The sequence below is a fragment of the Pseudomonas sp. BN607 genome, from assembly GCF_029871175.1.
Taxonomy (GTDB): Bacteria; Pseudomonadota; Gammaproteobacteria; order Pseudomonadales; family Pseudomonadaceae; genus Aquipseudomonas.
This window is the reverse complement of the sequence record NZ_SSOE01000069.1, coordinates 121,820-144,324: the sequence shown is the minus strand read 5'-3', so window position 1 is coordinate 144,324 and position 22,505 is coordinate 121,820. Positions and strand designations below refer to the sequence as shown.

Below are 22,505 nucleotides of genomic sequence, written 5' to 3'. Positions count from 1 at the left end.
AGCCGAAAAAAAACCGCTCGGCTGAGCGGTTTTTCCATGCGCACGGGAACGCTCAGCCACGACGCTCGATAATGGCCGACCCCCACGACAGCCCCACGCCAAACCCACTGATCGCTACGCGATTCCAGCTCGAGTCGAACATGTGCTTTTCCAGCAGCAAGGCAATGCTCGAGGACACGGTATTCCCGGTCTCGACCATATCCTTGACGAACTTCTCCGGCTGCTCTTCGTCGAAGCGCCGCGCCACGGCATCAACAATAGCCGCACTGCCTTGGTGGATGCAGAAGGCATCGATATCGCTGGCCTGCAGATTAGAGTCGCCCAGCAGCTCCTGCAAATGCGCCGGAACTTTGACCAATGCAAAGTTGAATACCTGGCGGCCATTCATGAAGAAGGTGCCATCGGAAACCTTGAGATGCGGAGCCCCGGAGCCATCAGTGCCGAATTTCGACTTGCCGAGTACCCAGGCAGGGTCTTCGCCCATCCAGGTGGCTGTGGCGGCATCGCCAAACAGCATGGTGGTATTGCGGTCTTCAGGGTCGACAATCTTCGAATAAGGGTCAGCCGTGATCAGCAAGCCGTTCTTCAGGCCCGCCGCCTCCATGAAACCCTTCATCGCATACAGGCCGTAAACGTAGCCCGAGCAACCCAGCGAGATGTCGAATGCCGCAATGGTCGTAGGCAAGCCAAGCTTGCTTTGCACAATTGCAGAGGTGTGTGGCAGCCCCTCTTCATCGCCGTTCTGGGTAACGACGATCAGCGCATCGATAGAATCCGGGTTCAACTGCGGGTTATTCGCGAACAGGTTTTTGACTGCCTCGACACACAGGTCGGAGGTTTCCTGGTCATCATCCTTGCGCGGCAGGAAAGCCGAGCCGATCTTGCCTAGGATGAAGGCATCATCCTTGCCGAATTTTGCACCTTGGGCGTAATTATCAAGGCCGGCTGAGGGCACGTAGCTCGCTATGCTTTTAATGCCAATCATTCTGGCTTCCCAATACTGAATAGCTGATGATCACCGCTCGCCTGAACCGAGGGGTGCCTGAAAAACTGGCCACATTAACCGGGGCTGGCACAAGCCACAATACACCCGCAGCCTGAGCCAGCCTGCACGTTACAGTGAAGATGCGCGTTTTGACCCGTGGGTCACAACTGAAAATGGGACGTCACATCCGAACACTAAGATACAAAAAAGCCGAATCGAGCGCTGCTTTTAAATGAAAAAGGCAGCGACTCGACCCGGCCCTGATGGTTAGAGCTTGTCGAACAGGCTGAGTTGCGAGATGCGTGAAAACGCAAGCTGAGCGGCTTGCAGCATGGTTTGCTGCAAGGTCAGCTGAACGCTGGCTTCAGCCATGTCGGTGTCTGCGATGGTCGATTGGGTAGCGGCGTTGACCAGGCCCAGGCTGGAATTTTCAGTCGACTGGATTTCCAGGGCATTGCCACGTGCACCGATCGAGCCACGGACGATGTCGATCTGATCGCTTGCCGAGTCGAGGTTGCCGATAGCAGACGCCACCGCATTGGTGATGGACAACGAGGTAGCGCCATCGGATGTGGGTGTGTTCAGCGCATTCTTCAATGTGGCGAGGGTATTGAGAACGTTCTGGTTCTCGTGCGAATCAGCCGAAATATTGAACTGGTCGCCTGCCGCCGGCGTACCCGCCACATTCAACGTAACCCCCGCGACCGTAACCGTGGAACCGGTCAACGTGCCTTGACCGATGACCTTGCTGGACTCGCTAAGCGGTGCAGCATAGACCTCATAGGCCGTGTCACTGGTGAACTTGATGACCGCCCCGCCATCAGGGAAACCCGCCGCGTATGCCTGGGCATCGGTCACGCTGCCACCGGTAACCTGCGCGGTCGAAGTATTGCTCGGCAGGCGCGAGGACGTGATGCTGTCCGGGACACTGGACAGATTGAAGCTGTACTGGCTGACCAGGTTATCGGCATCTGCCGCCTGCTCTTCATCCAGCGTCACGTTAACCGCGTATTCCACACCGCGGAAGGTGAACGCTGTACCCGCCTCGTCATCCGGGTCAATGATGCCGCCCGTGCTGGTCTCGGAGGTGACATCATTACCTGCCCCATCGGTCACGGTAAACTCGGTGCTGCTGGTGAACGTGACGGTGTAGGGCTCACCCGATGTAAAGGTGCTGTTGTAGCTGCGCGCCGAGGTCAAGGTGCCCGCAGACAGCGTCAGCACGCCGCTGTCTGGAGCAGGCGTGACTTGTGCCGTCTGGGTGCGGGAAACATTGGTGGCCTGCTCGAAGATGCTGTAGCCGGTGTCATTGGTAGCAATGCTCAGGGTGTCGGAGACTTGCAGGCTGAGCTGTGTCTGATCCCCCTGATAGGTATAGGTGCCGTCGCTGTTGCGTACATAAGGCTGAGTCGTGCTCTTGGACCCGGCAAAGATGTAATTGCCGTTGGAGTCCTTACTGTTGAGCAAGCTGAAGACCGTGTCTTCGATCTGGCCAATCTCCCCGGCGATGGATGCCCGGTCTTCATCGGACAACCCACCACTGCCTGCACGCAACGCCAACTCACGCGCGCGCTGCAACGAGTCGGTCACACTGCTCAGAATCGACTCTTCGTTGTTCAACGCGTTGTTGATGGTGGTGATATTGCCGCTGTACTGATCTAGCATGGCGCTCTGCTGCTGCAGCTTGAGCAGCTTGGCAGCGCCGACGGGGTCATCCGCTGCGGTCTGGATACGCGTCCCCGACGAAATCTGCTCCTGGGTCTTGGTGACCGAGGCAAACGCCTTGGAGTAGCTGGTCGTGCTGTTGGCAAAGTACTGGCCAGTAGAAATACGCATGATCGCCCTCCTTACAGACTGCTGATCAGAGTTTGGAAAATTTGCTGCGCCGCTTTGATGATCTGCGACGAGGCGGTGTAGTACTGCTGGAACTTGACCAGACCGGCGGCCTCTTCATCCAGGCTCACGCCGGATAACGAATCACGGCTGTCAGTGGCAGACGTCAGTACCGCAGTGGTTGCCGTGGAATCAATCGATGCCTGGCTGGACAACGCCCCGACGCCCTCTACCAGCGTTGCATAGACACTCGTGATACTCATGCCGGTGTTCGTGCCGCCGACGCCGACGGTATTCGAGGTTTGCAGCGCCAGCACACTCTGGGCGTTGCGATTGTCAGTGGTGCCGGCACTGTTGAAGGACACGCTGTAGGTATCATTGGTCGCAGGCGACCCGCTCACCGTCATTTCGAAGCTATAGGTCATGGCGTTGCCGTCGGCATCGGTCATGGCGTTGCCGTCATCATCGAGCATCGGGACGGTGATGCTGAGGGTATTGTCCTGGTTCGGCACGATGGTCCCGCTGCCAATACTCACACCCTGGGCGTTATAGACGGTATAGCCTTGGGTGCCGGCGCTGGCGCTGCCAAACACCAGTTTTACGGGGCTGGCATTTTCGATACCGCTTTGCTGCTGCGCCAGCTCAGTGCCACCGTAGATGTCCAGCTCGCTGGTCAGGTTCGGCAGGCTGAACGTTCCGGTGCCACTGTTGCTCGACCCCGCCACACCACCCAGCGCGCCGGCGAAGGCCAGCTTGTTGTAGTCCGTCATGACCGTGGCGATGTTGGTGGCACCGGTCTTGGTGGGAATCACCTTGAAGCTGTCACCCTGCGCCAGGCCGCCGCCATTGAGTGCCAAGCTGAAACCATCGATGACCGGCGCCGGGTCATCATCAAGGCTGAACGACCCCATGCTGGTGCCGTCCGAGCGCGTCACCGTGTAGTCTGTGTCGCTGGTGAATTTGACCTCGTAGTTGTACGCCGTCAGCACACTGGAGTCTTCGATGGTGACGTCCAGGTTGCCAGAACCTGCGCTGTTGCTGGCCGAGGCCAGGCTCCGCTGACTGATCGCGGCGGCGCTGTTGATGCTGGAAAACAACATCGAGCCAAAATCACCATTCAGGTCCAGCCCCTGGCCCAGCTGGCTGTTGACAGTATCACTGACCACAATGGCCATGCGCCCCAGCTCGTTGAGCGCAGGGTTGAGCACGTCCTCGCGATAGCGCAGCAGACCGCCGATCTCCCCCCCGCTGGCAACCGACGTCACGTCAGTGCTGTAGTTCTGATAGTGGATGACAAGGCTGTACTGGGAGGGATCAGTGGTGCTCGCCTGGGCCGACAGGGCATTTGAAGTATTACCCGTCACCAACGCTTGGCCGGTACCCAGGAAAACGTCATAGCTGCCATTGGTCTCTTGTACGGTGACGCCAACCAGCTCGTTCAGTTGGCGGACGGCCTCGTCACGCGCATCCAGCAAGCTGTTCGGCTGCGTGCCATTGGCCGAGAGGGCAACGATCTGCTGGTTGAGTTTTGCAATCGACGAGGTAATTGAATTGACCTGCCCCGTCAAAGTGGTCAACTGCCCATTGATGCTGCTGTTCTGCTGAGTCATCTGCGAAGCGATCGAATTGAATCGATTGCTCAGGGTTTGTGCCGAGGTCATCAACAGCTGGCGCGATGCGGTGTCGCTTGGCGCTGAGGACGCAGTCTGCAAGGCACTGAAGAAGGACGAGAGCACACTGGTAATGCCGGTGGTGCTGTCCGAAAGCAAGGAATCAAGCGAGGAGACCTGCGAGGCGTAGGTGCTGGCCTCCGAACTGAGCGAAGTGCTGGAGTTGACCTGTCGCTGCAGGAACTCGCTGTAGATGCGGCGGACCTCCGACAGCGTGGTGCCACTTCCGACATAACCGGCCCCACCAATGCTTTGCAAGGCCCCTGCCGAATTCACCGTTTGCTGGCGCGAATAACCCGACGTCGCCACGTTGGTGATGTTGTTACCGGTAGTCGCCAATGCACTTTGGCTGACCGACAAGCCGGAAAGCCCTATAGAGATCAGATTCGACATACTTCAAGCCTTATAAAGTCGTTTGATTGCCGTTGGCTGCAAATTGCTGGTATTTGTCGAGCTGCCGGGCGATGGCGGTAATCTTCCGCGCATAGTTCGGATCGGTGGCGTAGCCAGCCTTCTGCAACTCACTGGCAAACTGTTCCGGGTTATCGGCAGACTTCACCACATCTTGATAGCGATCGTTGTTCAGCAACAGGCTGGCCAGGTCATGGAAACTTTCGCTGTAGGAGCCATAGGCACGGAATGCCGCTGACTCCTTGACCATCTGGCCATCGCGAAACTCGCTGGTGACTGCCCTGGCCTGGTCACCCTGCCAGCTACCCGTGGCCTTGATATTGAAGAGGTTGTAGCTGCTGCTGCCATTTCCCTGGCGCAAGATCGACTTGCCCCAGCCTGTCTCCAGGGCTGCCTGGGCCACCAGCATTTTGGGGTCGACGCCTATACGCTGTGCAGCATCCTGGGCCATGGGCAGCAAGGTGGCGACAAACTCGTCAGCGCTGGCGAAGGCGCTTTTGCCAGGTGCCAGCGGCACTTGCACGGTACTGCGCTGACCGCCCGCCAAAAGCTCCGCAAAGGCCGGCGAGCGAGTCCAGTCACCGTATCCGCCATCACCCCCCGCAATGGCCGTCGCAGTACCGCCGGCACGACGCAGGCTTTCGGCTGGCGCACTGGCTCCAGCCCCCGGCACGATCCCGGCCAGCAGACGGTCAGCGAGTTTGCCCGGCAGTGAAAGACGTCGTTGGTTAAGCATGGCCACGTCACTGCGAGGTTCAGCCGAGGCCTGCCCTTCCACTGCTGTATCGCGCACCGCACCAAGGGCATGTCCGCCAGCGGCCGGGCGATTGAACGGGTTGGCGCCTGGCCGCGCTGATGTGCCTTTGGACAATTGGCGCATCAGGACATCCTGCAGGCCGATCCCTCCACCTTGCTTGGACAAACTGACCGACAACTGCTGGTCATACATTTCCTGGTACTGCTTGGTGGTCTCGGTATTGAGCGGATTGTCCTTGGCCAGCACGTTGTTGGCAGCACGCATGGACTTGAGCATCTCACTGACGAACAGCGACTCGAACTCCTGCGCAACCTTGCGCAGGTTGGCTTCGCTATCGCGATCACCCACTTTCAAGGCGTTGAGCCGGTTGAGGTCGGTGTAGGCGCCGGTGTCCACCGTTTTCATGAGCAAGCGCTCCAGTACTGGTCCATGTCACCCGGCCTCAGATCACGATAAGGTCGGCCTGCAAAGCGCCGGCCTGCTTGAGTGCTTCGAGAATTGCCATCAGGTCGCCAGGCGCAGCCCCCACCTGGTTCACTGCCCGGACGATTTCATCCAGGGTGGTACCGGGGCCAAACTTGAACATTGGCTTGGCTTCCTGCTCGGCATTCACGCGCGAGCGCGGTACCACGGCGGTTTGGCCGTTGGAGAACGCCCCTGGCTGGCTGACGATCGGGTCTTCGGTAATGGTCACGGTCAAACTGCCGTGGGTGACCGCAGCCGGTGAAACCTTGACATTCTGGCCAATGACGATGGTGCCAGTGCGCGAGTTGATGATGACCTTGGCCACGGCCTGGCCCGGGTCGATTTCCAGGTTCTCGAGAATCGACAGGTAGTCGACACGCTGACTTGGGTCCATGGGTGCACTGACGCGTACCGAGCCGCCATCCACCGCTTGAGCGACCCCAGGTCCGAGCAAGTCATTGACCTTGTCGACAATACGCTTGGCCGTGGTGAAATCTGGCCGGTTGAGGTTCAGCGTAAGGCTGTTGCCCTGGTTGAAACCGCTCGGCACGGCACGCTCTACGGTTGCGCCGCCCGGAATACGGCCTGCCGAAGGCACGTTGACCGTTATCTTGGAGCCGTCACGCCCCTCGGCATCGAAGCCCCCGACCACCAGGTTACCTTGCGCGATGGCGTAGACGTTGCCATCGATACCTTTGAGCGGGGTCATCAACAGACTGCCGCCACGCAGGCTCTTCGAGTTACCGATCGAAGACACCGTGATGTCCACAACCTGCCCCGGCTTGGCAAACGGCGGCAGATCGGCATGGATCGACACTGCCGCGACGTTCTTGAGCTGCACGGTACCGGTGCCGCTCGGCACCTTGATACCGAACTGCGCCAGCATGTTGTTGAAGGTTTGCAGCGTGAATGGCGTCTGGGTGGTCTGGTCACCCGTACCATTGAGGCCGACCACCAGGCCATAGCCGATCAGCTGGTTGCTGCGCACGCCGGAAATACTGGCGATATCCTTCAGGCGCTCGGCGTGCGCGTCGAACGCGCACAACATCACCGCACAAAGGGCCAGCATGTGTTTGAACTTGAGCATGGCGATACGCACTCAGAAAGGCCAATAAGGGCTCAGGAAGAACCGGTCGAGCCAACCCGGCTGGCTGGCATCGGCAAACGAACCGGTTCCTGAATACGTGATGCGCGCATCCGCCACACGGGTAGAAGACACCGTGTTGTCGGTTGCGATGTCATCGGCCCTGATCAAGCCCGCAATACGCACCAGTTCCTCACCGGTGTTGAGGGTCATCCATTTTTCCCCGCGCACCGAAAGAATCCCGTTGGGCAGTACGTCGGCCACGGTGACGGTAATTGAACCGGTCAGGCTGTTGCCCTGCGCCGCCTTGGCGTCACCTTTGGTGTCACGGGTGCCGCTGTAGGAGGCGTCGAGGCTGAGCGAACCGCTACCAAACGGGCTATTGGTCGACACGCCCCCACCGAACAGCGAGCTCAGGCCCAGGCTGGTATTGCTGTCCTTGCCAACCGAGGAGTTGGCACTTTTGCTGGCCGCCATCTTCTCGTTCAGCGTGATGGTGATGATGTCACCAACACGAAATGCCTTGCGGTCGCTGTACAGGTTCTGGTCGAAACCGGCCTGATAGATCGAGCCATTGTTCGCCGCCGCCGGCAGCGGTGTGCGCGGAAGCACCGGAGCGTAGTAAGGATCGTTGGGCTTGGCCGGGGGCGCTATGCAACCCGCCAACACAGAAGCACCAGCCACGGCGAAAAGGACAGACAAACGGTTCATGACAACGACCTCACGGTGCTACAGCTACTTCAGGGTACTGAATGATTCAGTGGATCAGAGGTTCTGCGTAACGAACGACAGCATCTGGTCGGCGGTAGAAATCACCTTGGAGTTCATCTCGTAAGCACGCTGAGTTGTAATCATGTTGACCAACTCCTCGACCGTGCTGACGTTGGAGTTTTCCAGGGTGTTCTGCAACGTCGTGCCGAAGCCGTTCAGGCCTGGCGTGCTGACGTTTGGCGCACCGCTGGACGCGGTTTCCAGGAACAGGTTGTTGCCAATTGCCTGCAGGCCGGCCGGGTTGATGAAGTCGGCGGTCTGCAGGTTGCCGATCACCTGCGCAGCCGCGTTGCCCGCGGTAGTGATCGAGACAGTACCGTCGGTACCCACGGTAAAGGTCTGCGCGTCTGCGGGCACCACGATGGCAGGCTCCAGCGCCAGGCCATTGGCGGTGACAACCTGGCCGTTGGAGTCCAGGTGGAACGTGCCGTCACGGGTGTAGGATATGGTGCCGTCAGGCTGGATCACCTGGAAAAAACCGCGACCATTGATGGCCATATCCAGAGGCTGGTCGGTGGTCTGCAAGCTGCCGGCGGTGAAGTTTTTCTGCGTGCCGACGATCCGCACACCGGTGCCCAATTGCAGGCCGCTTGGCAGTTCGCTGTCCTGGGTGGACTGCGCACCTGGCTGGCGCTTGATCTGATAAAGGAGGTCCTGGAATTCCGCACGGTCTTTCTTGAAACCCGTGGTGGAAACGTTAGCCAGGTTGTTGGAAATGGTCGTCAGGTTCATGTCCTGAGCGGCCAGGCCGGTCTTGCTGACCCAAAGAGCCGGAAGCATCTGAATTCTCCTTACGCAACAGCCCTGCGGCTGTCAGTGTCGAACAGGGTGTTTAATCGGGGCCGCCTGGGTCACATCTGCAGGACGCGCGCCATGGATTCGTCGTTTTCTTTCGCTGCGGTCATCATTTTGACCTGCAACTCAAACTGCCGGGACAGCGCCATGATGGAGGTCATTTCGTCAACGGCATTGACATTGCTGCCCTCCTGAAAGCCCGACACCACCTTGACCGTGGCATCCGCCGCGGCTGGCTGGCCGTCCCGTGTGCGGATCAAGCCATCCGTACCCTTGGTCAACGAGGCCAAATCCGGTTTGACCATTTTGATACGGTCCACTTCCGCCATTACCGCAGGGCTCTCGCCCAAGGAGCGAATGCTGATGGTGCCGTCCTGGCCGATTTCGACCTTTTCCTCGGGCGGAATGGCGATAGGGCCACCGTTGCCCAGCACAGCCAGACCACTGCCGGTGCGCAACACACCCAGCGCATCGATATTCAGGCTGCCAGTACGGGTGTAGGCCTCGCTGCCATCCGCCGCCTGGACTGCAATCCAGCCATCGCCATCGACCGCGACATCCAGGTCACGGCCTGTCTCGACCAGCGGGCCATGATCGAAATCAGTGGCCGGCCGCTCGGTCATGGCATAAGCGCGCGAAGGCAGGCTCTCGCCGAACACCGGCATTGAGCGCGCCTGCTCAAGGTCGCGCTGAAAGCCCATGGTCGAGACGTTGGCAAGGTTGTTGGCATGAGCTTTTTGTGCCAGCGCATTCTGGCTGGCACCCGTCATGGCCACGTACAGCATCTTGTCCACTAGCACCTCCCTTGACGGACCACTGCCGCCACTTCTAATGGTTTTAGCTTTAGCAAGTCTCGGGCCAAAACCTCACACCTCGTCAAACCCCCGAATTTACGGGAGTTCGACACCCTGGACTCCGCTGGAAGCCAAGAAGGGGCGCCGGCAATTCGGCACCCTCTTGCCGATTGGCGGCAAGGTGTTGACGCTTGAAAGAACGCCGCCTGGCGCTTAGCGGCAGGCGGCGTTACGGAAGGGGCCGGCAAAACGGATGAAATGCTTGCCGGGGTCGACCTGAGTGCAAATGAACACTCCGGTGCTGATGCTTTGGTACTTGTACCAGGGCGCCGGTGCCGCCAGCGGAGCTGCCAGAGGCAACCCGCATAGCAGCGCCAGCACCAGCCCAATAGCACGGCTCATCAGGTCATCTGGAGGATGGTTTGCATCAAGGTGCTTTCGGTGGAAATCGTCTTGGCGTTGGCCTGGTAGTTGCTCTGCGCCTTGATCAGATTGACCAATTCGGAGGTCAGGTCCACGTTCGAGTCTTCCAGGGCACCAGCGGTGATATCACCCATCACACCCGAGTTCGGCGCGCCAATCACCGGCACACCCGAAGCATAGGACTCTTTCCAGCTGGTGCTACCCGACGGGGTCAGGCCCTGATTGTTGGCGAAGTTCGCCAGCGCAACCTGACCGATCACCTTGGACTGGCCGTTACTGTACGTCCCGAACAGATAACCGTCGGCGTCGATCGACAGCGAGGAGAGGCTCCCTGGCGCATAACCATCCACCACCTTGGCGGTCTGTGCCGATGTGGTGTTGTACTGGGTAGTTGCTGCAACATCCAGCAGCATGCCACCGGAGGCCGGCGAAGCACCATTGGCAACCATGTCGCCATCCGCATTCTGATAAGCCGGAACCCAGTTCGTCAGGGTAAGCTTGCCCAGGCTGTCGACCGTAAAGTCGTCACTGGTGGAACCGACCAAGGCACCCGCAGAGCTGAACGAAAGGTCCGCACTGTAGGGCTCGGTAGACGAAGGATCGGCCGGGTTCACGCCATCCACGGTTACATACATGGACCATTCATTCGTATCTGTCTTCACGAAATACTGGTTCAGGCTGTGCTTGTTACCCTGGCTGTCGTAGACATCGGTCGCGAAGGTGTAGTTGTAGCTTTTCGAATTGGACGCATCGAACGGGCTTTCAGACGGAACCGTATCAGAAGAGTTGAGGTTGACGGTCTCAGTCAGGTTCGAGGTGGCTTTCGGCGAAACTGCGGCGGTACTGACGGTGAGATCGGTCAACACGCCGGAAACCAAGTCACCATCGGCATTGACACCGTACCCTTGCAGGCGATTACCGTTGGCGTCGACGATATTGCCAGAACTATCAGTGCCGAATGCACCGGCGCGGGTGTACGAGTTCGAGCCGTTGTTGCTGGTAATGAAGAACCCGTTGCCATTGATGGCAAGGTCCAGGCTGGCGCCGGTGGTAGTGACATTACCCTGAGTGAACTGCTGCGAAATAGCCTGGGTACTGACGCCACTGCCGACCTTGTAGCGCCCACTCCCCAGGAACAACGAGTTGGCATACATATCACCGAACTCAGCCCGCGCCGATTTGAAGCCGGTAGTGCCCACGTTGGCAATGTTGTTGCCGGTGGTATTGAGGCTGGTGCTTGCAGCATTGAGGCCGCTAAGGCCGATGTTGAATGACATTGCGTGACTCCTGTGCCGATGAGCGGCTTACGATCCGATGGTTTTGACGTCCGAAAGCGCAACGCTCTCGCCATTCGCCAGGTTGAGCGTGAACGCACCTGCGGTGCTGCCAACCGTGACACTGCTGACCACCGAAGGCAGATACGTGGTTTGTGCAACGGCGGCACCGTCCACGGTGGCCTCGGCCTTGAACGTGTAGGTGCCAGCAGCTGCCGCCTCGCCGTCGTTGTCCGTGCCATCCCAAGTGAAGTTGATCGTCCCGGCACTCTGATCGCCGAGGTCGATGTTCTTCACAATGTCGCCGTCGGCGTCATACACCGTGACCGTCATGGACGAAGTCGACGAAGTGAGTTCGACCTGGCCGCTCAGACCGGTACCTGCTTCGATTGTGGCGGTGTCCCCTTCGGCGATCACTGTGCGACCGACAAGCGAGGAGGCCTGCAGAGCTTGGCTGGAGGTGTAGTTGCCAAGCAGGGTGTCAACGGTATCGTTGAGCGTTTGCATCGACTCAAGGCTACTGAACTGCGCCAGTTGAGCGACAAATTCCGAGTTGTCCTGCGGGTCGAGCGGGTTCTGGTTCTGCAGCTGGGTTACCAGCAATTGCAGAAACGTGTCCTTGCCCAGCGTCTCGCTGCTGGAGCCGGTTGTGCTGCTGCTATCACTCTTCAGCGAGTACTGCGAGTAGATAGAAGAGGCACTGGTGGTATCGGTCGTAGTAGTCATGAGCTATCCCTTTCACTGCCCCAGCGTCAGCACTTTCTGCATCATGCTTTTCGCGGTATTCATGATTTCCGCATTGGTCTGGAACGCACGGCTGGACGAAATCATATCGGCCATTTCCTCGACCACATTCACGTTGGGGTAATACACGTAGCCATCTTTGTTGGCCGCAGGGTTGCTGGGCTCGTAGCGCGCTTCCAGCGTGCTCTGATCCTCGACGATGCCTTTAACCTGGACGCCCTGCCCTGCCTCGCCCTGGTCTTCGAACAGCGACTGGCTGCCGCCGGCTTGCGCATCCTGGAAAGCGGTGGCGAACACCGGGTGGCGGGCGCGGTAAGTCTGATCGATGCTCGAGGACACGGTATCGGCGTTAGCGATGTTGGAAGCCACGGTGTTAAGGCGCGTGTTCTGCGCACTCATGCCGCTACCGGCAATGTTGAAGACACTGGAAAGGGACATGATCATTCTCCCCGCAGGGCGGAAACCAGCCCTTTGAATTTACTGTTGAGCAAGGTGAAGCTGGCCTGGAAGCCGATGGCGTTTTCGGTGTAGTTCGACTGCTCGATCTGCGCGTCCACGGTGTTCTGGTCGATCGAGGGCTGCAACGGCGTACGGTACTTGAGGGTATCGTCAGCCGCGACGGCGAGGCCTTCGGCTTCGATGTGCCGGCTGTTGGTACGGTCCATGGCGAAGCGCCCGCTTTGCTGCTTGCTGGTCTCGGCGGCGAGCACCGAAGAGAAGTCCATGTCACGCGCCTTGTAATTGGGCGTGTCGGCATTGGCGATATTGTTGGCCAGCACCTCAGCGCGCTGAGCGCGGAAGCCCAGGGCCTTTTCGTGGATACCAAGCGCCTTGTCGAAACTGATGCTCATGTCGGGGAAACCTTCGGAGGTTGACCGGAATTTCGTTGAGCTTGGTATAGCAAGGGCTGTGCCAACCCCGAAGAAGCCCCTGTTTATGGGGCTTGGCGGAATCGTACTGTCAGACTGATGCCAGAAAAGCGGCAAAGGCCTTCCGCCTGGGGCAGCGAAAGCGGCAATTGCCGGGCGGCAAAAGCGGCAAAACAAAAAATTGACGTCATTGTTTGGCGATAGACGTTTTTGGCGATAGACGTGTTTCGCCTGGAAGATCGAGCGCAGCTCGCGATGCGCCGCGCGGGCGGCGCTCGATTTCAGAAACGCCGCCCGCCTCAAGGCATACCTTACTTGGCCTGGTAGATGATCCCAGGGCTGCACTGCACCATCTGGTAATGGTCCGGCAAGCCGTTCAGCGCCTCCGAAGCACCAAGGAACAGGTAACCACCCGGCTTGAGGGTGCTGTGGATGCGCAGCAGGATGTCCCGCTTCACCTGCGCGGAGAAGTAGATCAGCACGTTGCGGCAGAACACGATGTCGAACTTGCCCAGGCTGGCATAGCTGTCCAGCAGGTTGAACGAGCGGAACTCAACGCGGCTGCGGATCGCCGGTTTGACCGCCCAGCGCCCCGGCCCCTTGGGGTCGAAGTAGCGCTGCAGACGCTCCTGCGACAAACCGCGGGCAATCGCCAGACTGTCGTACTCACCGGTCTTGCAGTTGGTCAGCATGGTGCCGGACAGGTCGGTGGCAACGATTTGCGCCCCCATCTTCAGCTGCCCGAGGTTGCTGCGCTCGAACTCGTCGATGGCCATCGAGATAGAGTACGGCTCCTGGCCCGACGAACAGGCCGCCGACCACATGCGCAGGCGCTGGCCGGGGTTGTTGCGGATGAACTCGGGAATGACTTTGTTCTTCAGCACCTCGAACGGGTAGGTATCCCGAAACCACAGGGTCTCGTTGGTGGTCATGGCATCGACCACCTGTTCGCGCAAGCCGCCGCGTGGCTGGGCCTGGATGCGCTGCACCAACTCGCCCAGGCTCTTGATGCCCTGTTGCTCCATCAGCTTGTTGAGACGGCTGGACACCAGGTACTGCTTATTTTCGCCCAGCAAGATGCCACAGGCTTTTTCCAGGAAGACCCGGAACTGTTCGAAATCCAAATTACCCGTAGACACTACTGCCGCCTCTTTTCAATCACTGGTGCCGGAGGGCTTGCCCCCGGCTGCTTCAATGCGCTGCCTTGATCCGGTCGACCACCCGTTGGGCCAGGTCGTCCGGCTTGAACTTGGCCAGGAAGTCATCGGCACCGACCTTCTTGACCATTGCCTGGTTAAATACCCCGGAGAGCGAAGTATGCAGGCAGATGTGCAATTTTTGCATGCGCGGGTCGCTGCGGATTTCTGCCGTTAGCGTATAGCCGTCCATTTCGGGCATTTCAATGTCCGAGATCATCATCAGGAACTCTTCTTCAGGCTTTTTGCCGTCGTCCACCAGCTGGCGCAGGTAGTTCAGGGCCTGACGACCGTCGTTGAGGGCCACCACTTCAACGCCGACGGTCTGCAGGCAACGGCTGACCTGCTTACGTGCCACCGACGAGTCGTCGACAGTCAGCACCCGCATCAGCACGGCCTTGTCCTGCACCTCGGCATCGACCACCCCGGCCGATACCGACTCGGACGACGGCGATACTTCGGCCAGCACCTTCTCCACGTCGATGATCTCGACCATGCGGTTGTCCACCCGGGTGACCGCGGTCAGGTAGTGATCACGGCCCGTGCCCTTGGGTGGCGGATGGATCTCTTCCCAGTTCATGTTGACGATGCGCTCCACCGAGTGCACCAGGAAGCCTTGGGTCTTGGTGTTGTACTCGGTGATGATCACGAAGCTGTTGCGCGTGTCTTCCTGCAGGGGACGCAACCCGGTGGCCATCGACAAGTCGAGGATCGGGATGGTGGCCCCACGAATGTTGGCAACGCCACGCACCACTGGGTGCGCCTTGGGCAGCAGGGTCAGCGCCGGGCACTGCAGCACCTCCCTGACCTTGAATACGTTGATGCCGTAAAGCTGCTCGCCATTGAGGCGGAACAGCAGCAGTTCCAGGCGATTCTGCCCCACCAGCTGCGTGCGCTGGTTGACCGAATCCATAACACCCGCCATGCCAGACTCCTTAATGTTTCAGCCTTTCGTTGCAACTCAGGTAGCGAGTCGGCACGGGCTTTGCTTTTTTGAGCGTCATGCATACGAAAACGACATTTTTCCGACGATTGACGCGCCTGCTGACTGGCTTGCTGGCCACGCTGTGCCTGCTGATGCCCGGCGTGCGCACTGTAGCGGACGCGTTCACCTTGCCTGAACAGCTTATCGGTGTCACCCAAGGGTTTCTTGAATTCACCGTCGAAGATTACCTCGCCAGCACCCAGACTGCCGGCCGCTATGAAATCCAGGTCAACCCGCTGGACCCGCGCCTGCGTATGCCGTTGTGCAGCCAGCAGCTGGACGCCTCGCTGGAAAGCCCGGCGCAGCCGCTGGGCCGGGTGACGGTGCGGGTACGCTGTGATAGCGCAGCGCCGTGGACCGTGTTCGTGCCGGCGACGGTGCGGCTGTTCCGCGACGTGGTGGTGGTGACGCGCCCGCTCAAGCGCGACAACACGGTGGGCGAAGGCGACGTGGCCCTGCGCGAGCGCGATGTCGGCACCCTCGGCCAGGGCTTCCTGACCGAGCTGGACCAGGCAGTGGGCATGAAGATGCTGCGCCCCACCGTGGTCGATCAGGTACTCACCCCGCAGCACCTGGAACAGGCCGAGGTGGTGCGCAAGGGTGACCAGGTGGTAATCGTCGCCCGCAGTGGCAGCCTGAGCGTGCGCATGCCCGGCGAAGCGCTGAGCAAGGGCGGCCTGAGCGAACAGATACGGGTACGCAACCTGAATTCCAAACGGGTGGTCAAGGCCAGGGTCACCGGCCCTGGCCAGGTCGAGGTCGGTATGTAGGCCAGTCGCCAGATTGCGCTGGCAGTGAGGAACCGCTTTTCCTAAACTGTGTCAGAACACGGGTTCGCGAGCTTGCTGACAGGCGGCTATGCATTTGTGCCTAAAGTTTCTTTCGGGTTGGCCGAAAACAAGGCAAGCGTCCAAATACCCAGAGGTTTCTGATCATGGTCATCGACTTCAGTCGTTTGAATAACTCTCCGTCCGTCACGGGCGGCGTGCGCGGCAGCACCGCGTCCGGCAGCGCCGAAAAGCCGGCAGCCAGCCAGGAAGCGGTGAAAGACACCAGCGCCAGCGGAGAAGCGGTACACCTCAGCCAAGAGGCACAGCAGTTGCAGAAGATCAGCGACAAGCTGCGCGACGAGCCAGTGGTCAACAGCGCCCGTGTGGCGGAGTTGAAGCAGGCAATCGCCGACGGCAGCTACCAGGTCGATGCCGGCCGGGTCGCCAGCAAACTGCTTGATTTCGAAGCCCAGCGCTGACCCTACGGCGCGCTGACTTCACGGACGCCAGAAAAGCCAAGAGTTAGCCATGCACGACACCACCTTGCTGCAACTGATGGAAGATGACATTGCCCCGATGCAGGAACTGCGTGACCTTCTGCGCCAGGAAGCGATCGCCCTGCATGGCCGCGACATGCCGCTGCTGGAACAGATCCTTGCGCGCAAGCAGTCGCTGATCATCTTGCTCGAACAGCACGGCCAGCGCCGCAGCCAGTTGCTCGGTAGCCTGGGCCTGAGTGCCGACCGCAGCGGTGTGCAGGCGCTGGCCGCACAATCGCAGCATGGCGAGGTGTTGCTGCAACGGCTCGACATGCTGTCGCAGCTGATGGATGAATGCCAGCAGGTCAATCAGACCAATGGCCGCATCATCCAGGTGCAGCAACACGTCACCAGCAATCAGATTCGCATCCTCCAAGGCGGCGATTCACCCTCGCTCTACGACAGCCGAGGGGGCACTTCGCTGCTGGCCAAGCCACGCGCCCTCAGCCAAGTCTGATTTTTCTATCAAGGCACGGAACATACTGGCAAAATGCCGTTACTTGCGTGTGTCGCTTTTGCCTGGAGAACGATAAGCCGTGTTCAATGAATCCGATGCCCCGCAGCCACCAAAGGTGCTGAGCACCCCCTTGGAGATTGCGGCCAACTTGCGGCAGCTGCAGGAAAGCCACGACCCCCTGATCATCACGTTCCACGACCGCAGCCAGCGTTTCCAAAGCTATGTGGTGCACGTGGACCGGGAAAGCAACACCCTGGCACTGGACGAGATGATCCCGCGCGACGGTGAGAAATTCATCGAAAACGGCGAGCATTTCCGCGTTGAGGGCTTTCACGATGGCGTGCGCATCGCTTGGGAATGCAATCACGAGCTGAAGATCACAGAAGTCGACGGCCACCGCTGCTACAGCGGTGCCATGCCGGAGGAAATGACCTACCACCAGCGCCGCAACGCCTTCCGCGCCGCGCTGAAGCTGTCGCAGCTGGTCGATATCATCCTCGATGGCACCCACCTCAAAGGTAACGGCGCCCTGCGTGGCAAGCTGCTGGATATCTCGGCCACTGGCTGCAAGCTGCGCTTCGACGGCAATGTCGAAGACCGCCTGCAACTGGGCCAGGTGTACGAGCGTTTCAAGGCAGGCAACCCGCTGGGCCTGGTTGACACCATGGTCGAGCTGCGCCACTTGCATTATGAAGAGCGCATCAACACCACCTTTGCCGGCGTACGTTTCCACAACCTCAGTGGCCAGGCGCAACGCAAGATCGAGAGCTTTGTGTACCAGCTGCAGCGCGAGGCGCGGCGGTTCGACAAAGACGACTATTGATCGTCGGCTGAATGCAAAAACGCCACCTTTCGAGGTGGCGTTTTCATGTGTGCCCTTCCTGTGCCGGCCTCATACCGACTTGCTGACCTCCTCCGGTTCAGCTGCCTGCTGCTCAGCCCCTTTATCTTCATCCTCGGTATCTTCCGCCGCCACCGGCGCCTGCATCACGTCCTGCACGGTCTGCTCATCCACCCGCGGGTCCAGCGCTGCCGACAATGGCGAACCTGCCGCCGGCATCGCCACGTGGCCCAGCGGCGCGTCCTGCACTTGGTGCAGGCCGGTGACCGCTTTGGGCCGGATACGCCATACCAGCACCAGCGCGAAGAATACGAAGAACGCGTATAGCATCTGCGGGCCCAACACCTTCATCAGCACACCGGCCGCCAAAGGCCCGATACAGGCGCCAACGCCATAGGTGACCAGCAGCATCGCCGTCAGCGACACCCGCCGCTCGCTTTCCACGTGGTCGTTGGAAAACGCCACCGCCAGCGGATACAGGCAGAACTGCAGCAACGAAATGAGGAAGCCGATGCCGAACAGCAGCTCCAGCGGCACACTGGGCAATATCGCCAGCGGCGCAGCGGCCAGTGCCAGGCCCACCGCCACACTACGGATCAGCACCGCGCGGTCATAACGGTCCGACAACCAGCCCAGCGGCCACTGCACCAGCAGGCCGGCAAAGATGCAGCTGCCCATGAACAGACCGATCTGCTCGGTCGTCATGCCCTGGCTGGAGGCATACAAAGGCGCCAAGCCGTAGAACGAGCCTACTATCAGCCCCGAACCGAGTACCGTGCTGAGCGACTGCGGCACCCGCTTGATGAAGAACTTCGGCTCCATCGGCGCCGGGCGCAACGGCGCTGGGTGAATGCGCCGGGTCATCGCCACCGGTACCAGGCACAGGGCAAAACACATCGCCACCAGCATCAGCAGCTCAGGCCCGAGTTGCGGGTGTACTACCAGGATCAGCTGGCCAAGCACCAGCCCCAGGTACGAGGCAATCATGTAGCCGCTGAACACCGCACCACGGTGCTTCACATCGGCCTGCTCGTTTAGCCAGCTCTCGATCACCATGTACTGGCACATCATGCCCAGGCCGACGATCATGCGCAGCCCGACCCAGGCCGGCAACCAGTTGGTCAGGCCATGGCCGAGCACCGCCGCACCGACGATACCGGCACAGGTCGCATAGGCGCGTATGTGCCCGACCCGGCCGATCAGCCGGTGTCCGACTTTGCCACCCAGCGCCAGGCCGAAGTAGTTGGCCGCCATCAGCGCACCAATCCACAGGCTGTCGACATGATCAGCGGCCAGGCGCAAAGCCAGGTAGGTACTAAGCAGGCCCGAGCCGATCAACATCATCAGCGCGGCGAAATACAACGACTGAAACGGCTTCCATATATTTCGCATAGGTCCCGTGAGGCTCCCTTGGTCAGGTGGCGGGGGTGCTAGCAGCATAAGGGCAAAAACCGCCTGGCGCAGGCCCCCAACTGCGATTTAACGGCGCTGGGGCGCGTCCGGTGCAGGTCGTGTCGCGATCAGGCCTGTGCTGCCAGCACCCGTCGCTCCCACGGGGTTATCTCGTCGAAGAAATCGCTCAGCTCCAGGGTCTTGCTGGCGATGTAGCCTTCGATGAACTCGCTACCGAACAGTTCCCGCGTCAGCGCACTGCGCTTGAGCCGCTCCAGCGCCGCATGCAGGGTGCAAGGGAGGGTCAGGTGTTCCGGCACCTCGAACTCGCCCTGGATGGCGGGCGACGGCTGCAAGCGCTGCTCGATGCCGTGCAGCCCGGCGGCCAGGCTGGCGGCGATGGCCAGGTAGGGGTTGGCATCGGCGCCAGGCAGGCGGTTTTCCACCCGCCGTGCCACCGGCGCACTGGCCGGGATACGCAAGCCGGCGGCGCGGTTGTCTTCAGACCAGCAGGCATTGTTCGGCGAGGCATAGGGGTGGCAAAGGCGTTGGTAAGAATTGACATTGGGCGCGAACAGCGCGGTGAAGTCGGCCATGCACGCCTGCAACCCACCGATGAAGTGGTGGAAGGTGTCGGTCGGCAGGCCTTGCTCGTCGCTGAACACGTTGCGCCCGCCGTGAGCCTCGACCAGGCTCTGGTGAATGTGCATGGAACTGCCGGGCGTGCGCGCCAGCGGCTTGGCCATGCAGACCACCGTCAGCCCGTGCTTGAGCGCCACTTCCTTGAGCAGGTGCTTGAACAGGAAGGTCTGGTCGGCCAGCAGCAACGGGTCGCCGTGCAACAAGTTGATCTCGAACTGGCTGACGCCCATTTCGTGCATGAAGGTGTCACGCGGCAGGCCCAGCGCGGCCATGCACTGGTAGACCTCCTTGAAGAACGGCCGCAAGCCGTTGTTGGAGCTGACGCTAAATGCGCTATGGCCCAACTCGCGGCGGCCGTCGATGCCCAGCGGTGGCTGGAACGGTTGCTGCGGGTCGCTGTTGGGGGCGAACACGAAGAACTCAAGCTCGGTCGCCACCACCGGTGCCAGGCCCAGCGCTGCGTAGCGGTCGATCACCGCCTTGAGCTGGCCACGGGTGGACAGCGCCGAAGGCCGGCCATCCAGTTCGACGGCGTCGCAAATGGCCAAGCCGCGGCCGTCATTGCTCCAGGGCAGGCGGTGGACCTGGTTGCGCTCGGCCACCAGCGCCAGGTCACCGTCGTCGCTGCCGTAATACCTGGCCGCCGGGTAGCCGCCCATGATGCATTGCAGCAGCACGCCCCGGGCCATCTGCAGGCGGCGGCCCTCGAGAAAGCCTTCGGCGGTCATCACCTTGCCACGCGGGACGCCATTGAGGTCGGGGGTGACGCATTCGATTTCATCGATGCCCTGGAGCTGAGCAATGCTCATGACGCTTGTCCTTGTTGTTGTAGGCTGACAACAACATAGGCCGTGGGTGTTTAAAATATCAAGCACCCTCCTTTAAACGCCTCTACTCCCGCAAGGTCATGCCGTTGGCCGGCAGTGGCAAGGCGGTCTTGTACCGCACCTGCTTCAAGGCAAAACTCGACCGGATATTCGCCACCCCCGGCAAGCGCGTCAGGTAATCAAGAAACCGCTCCAGCGCCTGGATGCTCGGCAACAGCACCCGCAGCAGGTAATCCGGGTCACCGGTCATCAGGTAGCACTCCATCACTTCCGGCCGCTCGGCAATTTCTTCCTCGAAGCGGTGCAGCGACTGCTCTACCTGTTTTTCCAGGCTGACATGGATGAACACGTTCACATCCAGCCCTAGCGCCTCCGGTGACAGCAACGTCACCTGCTGGCGGATAACCCCCAGCTCCTCCATGGCCCGCACCCGGTTGAAACAGGGCGTGGGCGACAGGTTTACCGAGCGTGCCAGCTCGGCGTTGGTGATGCGGGCGTTCTCCTGCAGGCTGTTGAGAATGCCGATATCGGTACGATCGAGTTTGCGCATGAGACAAAATCACCGGTTTCTTGTGTTTATGCGGAATGTTTATCTGCACCGCTCGGCAAAGGCAATCAACTTGAGAGAAAAATTCTCCTGCCGGACCACTAAGATGTAGATGACGCTGACCTACCAGTCACAAGCCGGTACTCAGCGGCGGCCGCTTCAGAGCTCACAAAAACAAATACCCGAGCGAGCGTAAAAAGCATGAACGAGTACGCCCCCCTGCGTTTGCATGTGCCCGAGCCCACCGGCCGGCCAGGCTGCCAGACCGATTTTTCCTACCTGCGCCTGAATGACGCGGGTCAAGCCCGTAAACCCCCTGTCGATGTGGATGCCGCCGACACCGCCGACCTGTCCTACAGCCTGGTCCGCGTGCTCGATGAGCAAGGCAATGCCCAAGGCCCGTGGGCCGAAGACATCGACCCGCAAATCCTCCGCCAGGGCATGCGCGCCATGCTCAAGACGCGGATCTTCGACAGCCGCATGGTGGTTGCCCAGCGCCAGAAGAAGATGTCTTTCTACATGCAGAGCCTGGGCGAAGAAGCCATCGGCAGCGGCCAGGCGCTGGCGCTGAACCGCACCGACATGTGCTTCCCGACCTACCGCCAGCAAAGCATCCTGATGGCCCGCGACGTGTCGCTGGTAGAGATGATCTGCCAGTTGCTGTCCAACGAGCGCGACCCGCTCAAGGGCCGCCAGCTGCCGATCATGTATTCGGTACGCGAGGCCGGCTTCTTCACCATCAGTGGCAACCTGGCGACTCAGTTCGTGCAGGCAGTCGGCTGGGCCATGGCGTCGGCGATCAAGGGCGATACCAAGATTGCTTCGGCGTGGATCGGTGACGGCGCCACCGCCGAGTCGGACTTCCACACAGCCCTGACCTTTGCCCACGTTTACCGCGCCCCGGTGATCCTCAACGTGGTCAACAACCAGTGGGCGATTTCTACCTTCCAGGCCATTGCCGGTGGCGAGTCGACCACGTTCGCCGGCCGTGGCGTGGGCTGCGGCATTGCCTCGCTGCGGGTTGACGGCAACGACTTCGTCGCCGTATACGCCGCCTCGCGCTGGGCCGCCGAACGCGCCCGCCGCGGCCTGGGCCCAAGCCTGATCGAGTGGGTCACCTACCGTGCCGGCCCGCACTCGACCTCCGACGATCCGTCCAAGTACCGCCCCGCCGATGACTGGAGCCACTTCCCACTGGGCGACCCGATCGCCCGCCTGAAGCAGCACCTGATCAAGATCGGCCACTGGTCCGAGGAAGAACACCAGGCCACCACGGCCGAGTTCGAAGCCGCGGTGATTGCCGCGCAGAAGGAGGCCGAGCAGTACGGCACCCTGGCCAACGGTCACATCCCGAGCGCCGCCTCGATGTTCGAGGACGTGTACAAGGAAATGCCCGACCACCTGCGCCGACAGCGCCAGGAACTGGGGGTTTGA

At 60.4% G+C, this 22,505-nt stretch carries 23 protein-coding genes; 5 read left to right on the top strand and 18 right to left on the bottom strand.

Annotated features, from left to right (window positions below):
- Nucleotides 1-52 precede the first annotated feature (52 nt).
- From E8E68_RS26580 to E8E68_RS26510, 15 genes are all read right to left on the bottom strand, one after another.
- Nucleotides 53-985: a ketoacyl-ACP synthase III gene (locus E8E68_RS26580; protein ID WP_266028895.1), complete on the bottom strand. Its 933-nt coding sequence runs from the start codon at nucleotides 983-985 to the stop codon at nucleotides 53-55.
- 267 nt (nucleotides 986-1,252) lie between these two features.
- The gene (locus tag E8E68_RS26575; protein WP_266028894.1) at nucleotides 1,253-2,821 is read right to left on the bottom strand and encodes a flagellar hook-associated protein 3; all 1,569 of its coding nucleotides are present in this window, start codon (nucleotides 2,819-2,821) and stop codon (nucleotides 1,253-1,255) included.
- A gap of 11 nt (nucleotides 2,822-2,832) precedes the next feature.
- Nucleotides 2,833-4,881 (bottom strand): flagellar hook-associated protein FlgK, encoded by a 2,049-nt coding sequence (gene flgK, locus E8E68_RS26570; RefSeq protein ID WP_266028893.1) that lies wholly within the window; start codon nucleotides 4,879-4,881, stop codon nucleotides 2,833-2,835.
- A 10-nt stretch (nucleotides 4,882-4,891) separates the two neighbouring features.
- Nucleotides 4,892-6,061: a flagellar assembly peptidoglycan hydrolase FlgJ gene (flgJ, locus tag E8E68_RS26565; protein ID WP_266028892.1), complete on the bottom strand. Its 1,170-nt coding sequence runs from the start codon at nucleotides 6,059-6,061 to the stop codon at nucleotides 4,892-4,894.
- A 37-nt stretch (nucleotides 6,062-6,098) separates the two neighbouring features.
- Complete coding sequence (locus tag E8E68_RS26560) at nucleotides 6,099-7,208, bottom strand: flagellar basal body P-ring protein FlgI (RefSeq protein WP_266028891.1); 1,110 nt, start codon at nucleotides 7,206-7,208, stop codon at nucleotides 6,099-6,101.
- 12 nt (nucleotides 7,209-7,220) lie between these two features.
- Nucleotides 7,221-7,916: a flagellar basal body L-ring protein FlgH gene (gene flgH, locus E8E68_RS26555; RefSeq protein WP_266028890.1), complete on the bottom strand. Its 696-nt coding sequence runs from the start codon at nucleotides 7,914-7,916 to the stop codon at nucleotides 7,221-7,223.
- 54 nt (nucleotides 7,917-7,970) lie between these two features.
- A complete protein-coding gene (flgG, locus tag E8E68_RS26550; protein ID WP_236198238.1) occupies nucleotides 7,971-8,756 on the bottom strand; it encodes a flagellar basal-body rod protein FlgG in 786 nt (261 codons plus the stop codon).
- Between the two features lie 71 nt (nucleotides 8,757-8,827).
- Entirely contained in the window at nucleotides 8,828-9,565 is a 738-nt protein-coding gene (gene flgF / locus E8E68_RS26545) for a flagellar basal-body rod protein FlgF (RefSeq protein ID WP_280346234.1), read from the bottom strand.
- A gap of 213 nt (nucleotides 9,566-9,778) precedes the next feature.
- Nucleotides 9,779-9,967 (bottom strand): hypothetical protein, encoded by a 189-nt coding sequence (locus tag E8E68_RS26540; protein WP_236198240.1) that lies wholly within the window; start codon nucleotides 9,965-9,967, stop codon nucleotides 9,779-9,781.
- Nucleotides 9,967-11,265, bottom strand: a complete 1,299-nt coding sequence (flgE, locus tag E8E68_RS26535; protein ID WP_266028888.1) for a flagellar hook protein FlgE — start codon at nucleotides 11,263-11,265, stop codon at nucleotides 9,967-9,969. Before flgE ends, E8E68_RS26540 begins: the two co-directional genes overlap by 1 nt.
- 27 nt (nucleotides 11,266-11,292) lie before the next feature.
- The gene (gene flgD / locus E8E68_RS26530) at nucleotides 11,293-11,988 is read right to left on the bottom strand and encodes a flagellar hook assembly protein FlgD (protein WP_266028887.1); all 696 of its coding nucleotides are present in this window, start codon (nucleotides 11,986-11,988) and stop codon (nucleotides 11,293-11,295) included.
- 12 nt (nucleotides 11,989-12,000) lie between these two features.
- The gene (flgC, locus tag E8E68_RS26525; protein ID WP_266028886.1) at nucleotides 12,001-12,444 is read right to left on the bottom strand and encodes a flagellar basal body rod protein FlgC; all 444 of its coding nucleotides are present in this window, start codon (nucleotides 12,442-12,444) and stop codon (nucleotides 12,001-12,003) included.
- Nucleotides 12,445-12,446: 2 nt separating this feature from the next.
- A complete protein-coding gene (flgB, locus tag E8E68_RS26520; RefSeq protein ID WP_266028885.1) occupies nucleotides 12,447-12,857 on the bottom strand; it encodes a flagellar basal body rod protein FlgB in 411 nt (136 codons plus the stop codon).
- 329 nt (nucleotides 12,858-13,186) lie between these two features.
- Complete coding sequence (gene cheR / locus E8E68_RS26515; protein WP_110743631.1) at nucleotides 13,187-14,014, bottom strand: protein-glutamate O-methyltransferase CheR; 828 nt, start codon at nucleotides 14,012-14,014, stop codon at nucleotides 13,187-13,189.
- 52 nt (nucleotides 14,015-14,066) lie between these two features.
- Entirely contained in the window at nucleotides 14,067-14,996 is a 930-nt protein-coding gene (locus E8E68_RS26510; RefSeq protein ID WP_110743632.1) for a chemotaxis protein CheV, read from the bottom strand.
- Nucleotides 14,997-15,073: 77 nt separating this feature from the next.
- Here E8E68_RS26510 and flgA point away from each other — a divergent pair, with 77 nt between their 5' ends.
- From flgA to E8E68_RS26490, 4 genes are all read left to right on the top strand, one after another.
- A complete protein-coding gene (gene flgA / locus E8E68_RS26505) occupies nucleotides 15,074-15,826 on the top strand; it encodes a flagellar basal body P-ring formation chaperone FlgA (protein WP_280346226.1) in 753 nt (250 codons plus the stop codon).
- 164 nt (nucleotides 15,827-15,990) lie between these two features.
- Complete coding sequence (gene flgM, locus E8E68_RS26500; RefSeq protein ID WP_266028882.1) at nucleotides 15,991-16,305, top strand: flagellar biosynthesis anti-sigma factor FlgM; 315 nt, start codon at nucleotides 15,991-15,993, stop codon at nucleotides 16,303-16,305.
- A gap of 49 nt (nucleotides 16,306-16,354) precedes the next feature.
- Nucleotides 16,355-16,822, top strand: coding sequence for a flagellar protein FlgN (locus E8E68_RS26495; protein ID WP_266028881.1), 468 nt, complete (start codon nucleotides 16,355-16,357; stop codon nucleotides 16,820-16,822).
- 79 nt (nucleotides 16,823-16,901) lie between these two features.
- Nucleotides 16,902-17,645: a flagellar brake protein gene (locus E8E68_RS26490; protein WP_266028880.1), complete on the top strand. Its 744-nt coding sequence runs from the start codon at nucleotides 16,902-16,904 to the stop codon at nucleotides 17,643-17,645.
- Nucleotides 17,646-17,714: 69 nt separating this feature from the next.
- On the opposite strand, the gene E8E68_RS26485 is transcribed toward E8E68_RS26490, so the two are convergent.
- From E8E68_RS26485 to bkdR, 3 genes are all read right to left on the bottom strand, one after another.
- Complete coding sequence (locus E8E68_RS26485; protein ID WP_110743637.1) at nucleotides 17,715-19,055, bottom strand: MFS transporter; 1,341 nt, start codon at nucleotides 19,053-19,055, stop codon at nucleotides 17,715-17,717.
- A 128-nt stretch (nucleotides 19,056-19,183) separates the two neighbouring features.
- Complete coding sequence (locus E8E68_RS26480) at nucleotides 19,184-20,425, bottom strand: glutamine synthetase family protein (protein WP_280346287.1); 1,242 nt, start codon at nucleotides 20,423-20,425, stop codon at nucleotides 19,184-19,186.
- A gap of 163 nt (nucleotides 20,426-20,588) precedes the next feature.
- A complete protein-coding gene (bkdR, locus tag E8E68_RS26475) occupies nucleotides 20,589-21,074 on the bottom strand; it encodes a Bkd operon transcriptional regulator BkdR (RefSeq protein WP_012273540.1) in 486 nt (161 codons plus the stop codon).
- Between the two features lie 198 nt (nucleotides 21,075-21,272).
- On the opposite strand from bkdR, the gene E8E68_RS26470 reads away from it, so the two are divergent.
- The gene (locus tag E8E68_RS26470; RefSeq protein ID WP_110743639.1) at nucleotides 21,273-22,505 is read left to right on the top strand and encodes a 3-methyl-2-oxobutanoate dehydrogenase (2-methylpropanoyl-transferring) subunit alpha; all 1,233 of its coding nucleotides are present in this window, start codon (nucleotides 21,273-21,275) and stop codon (nucleotides 22,503-22,505) included.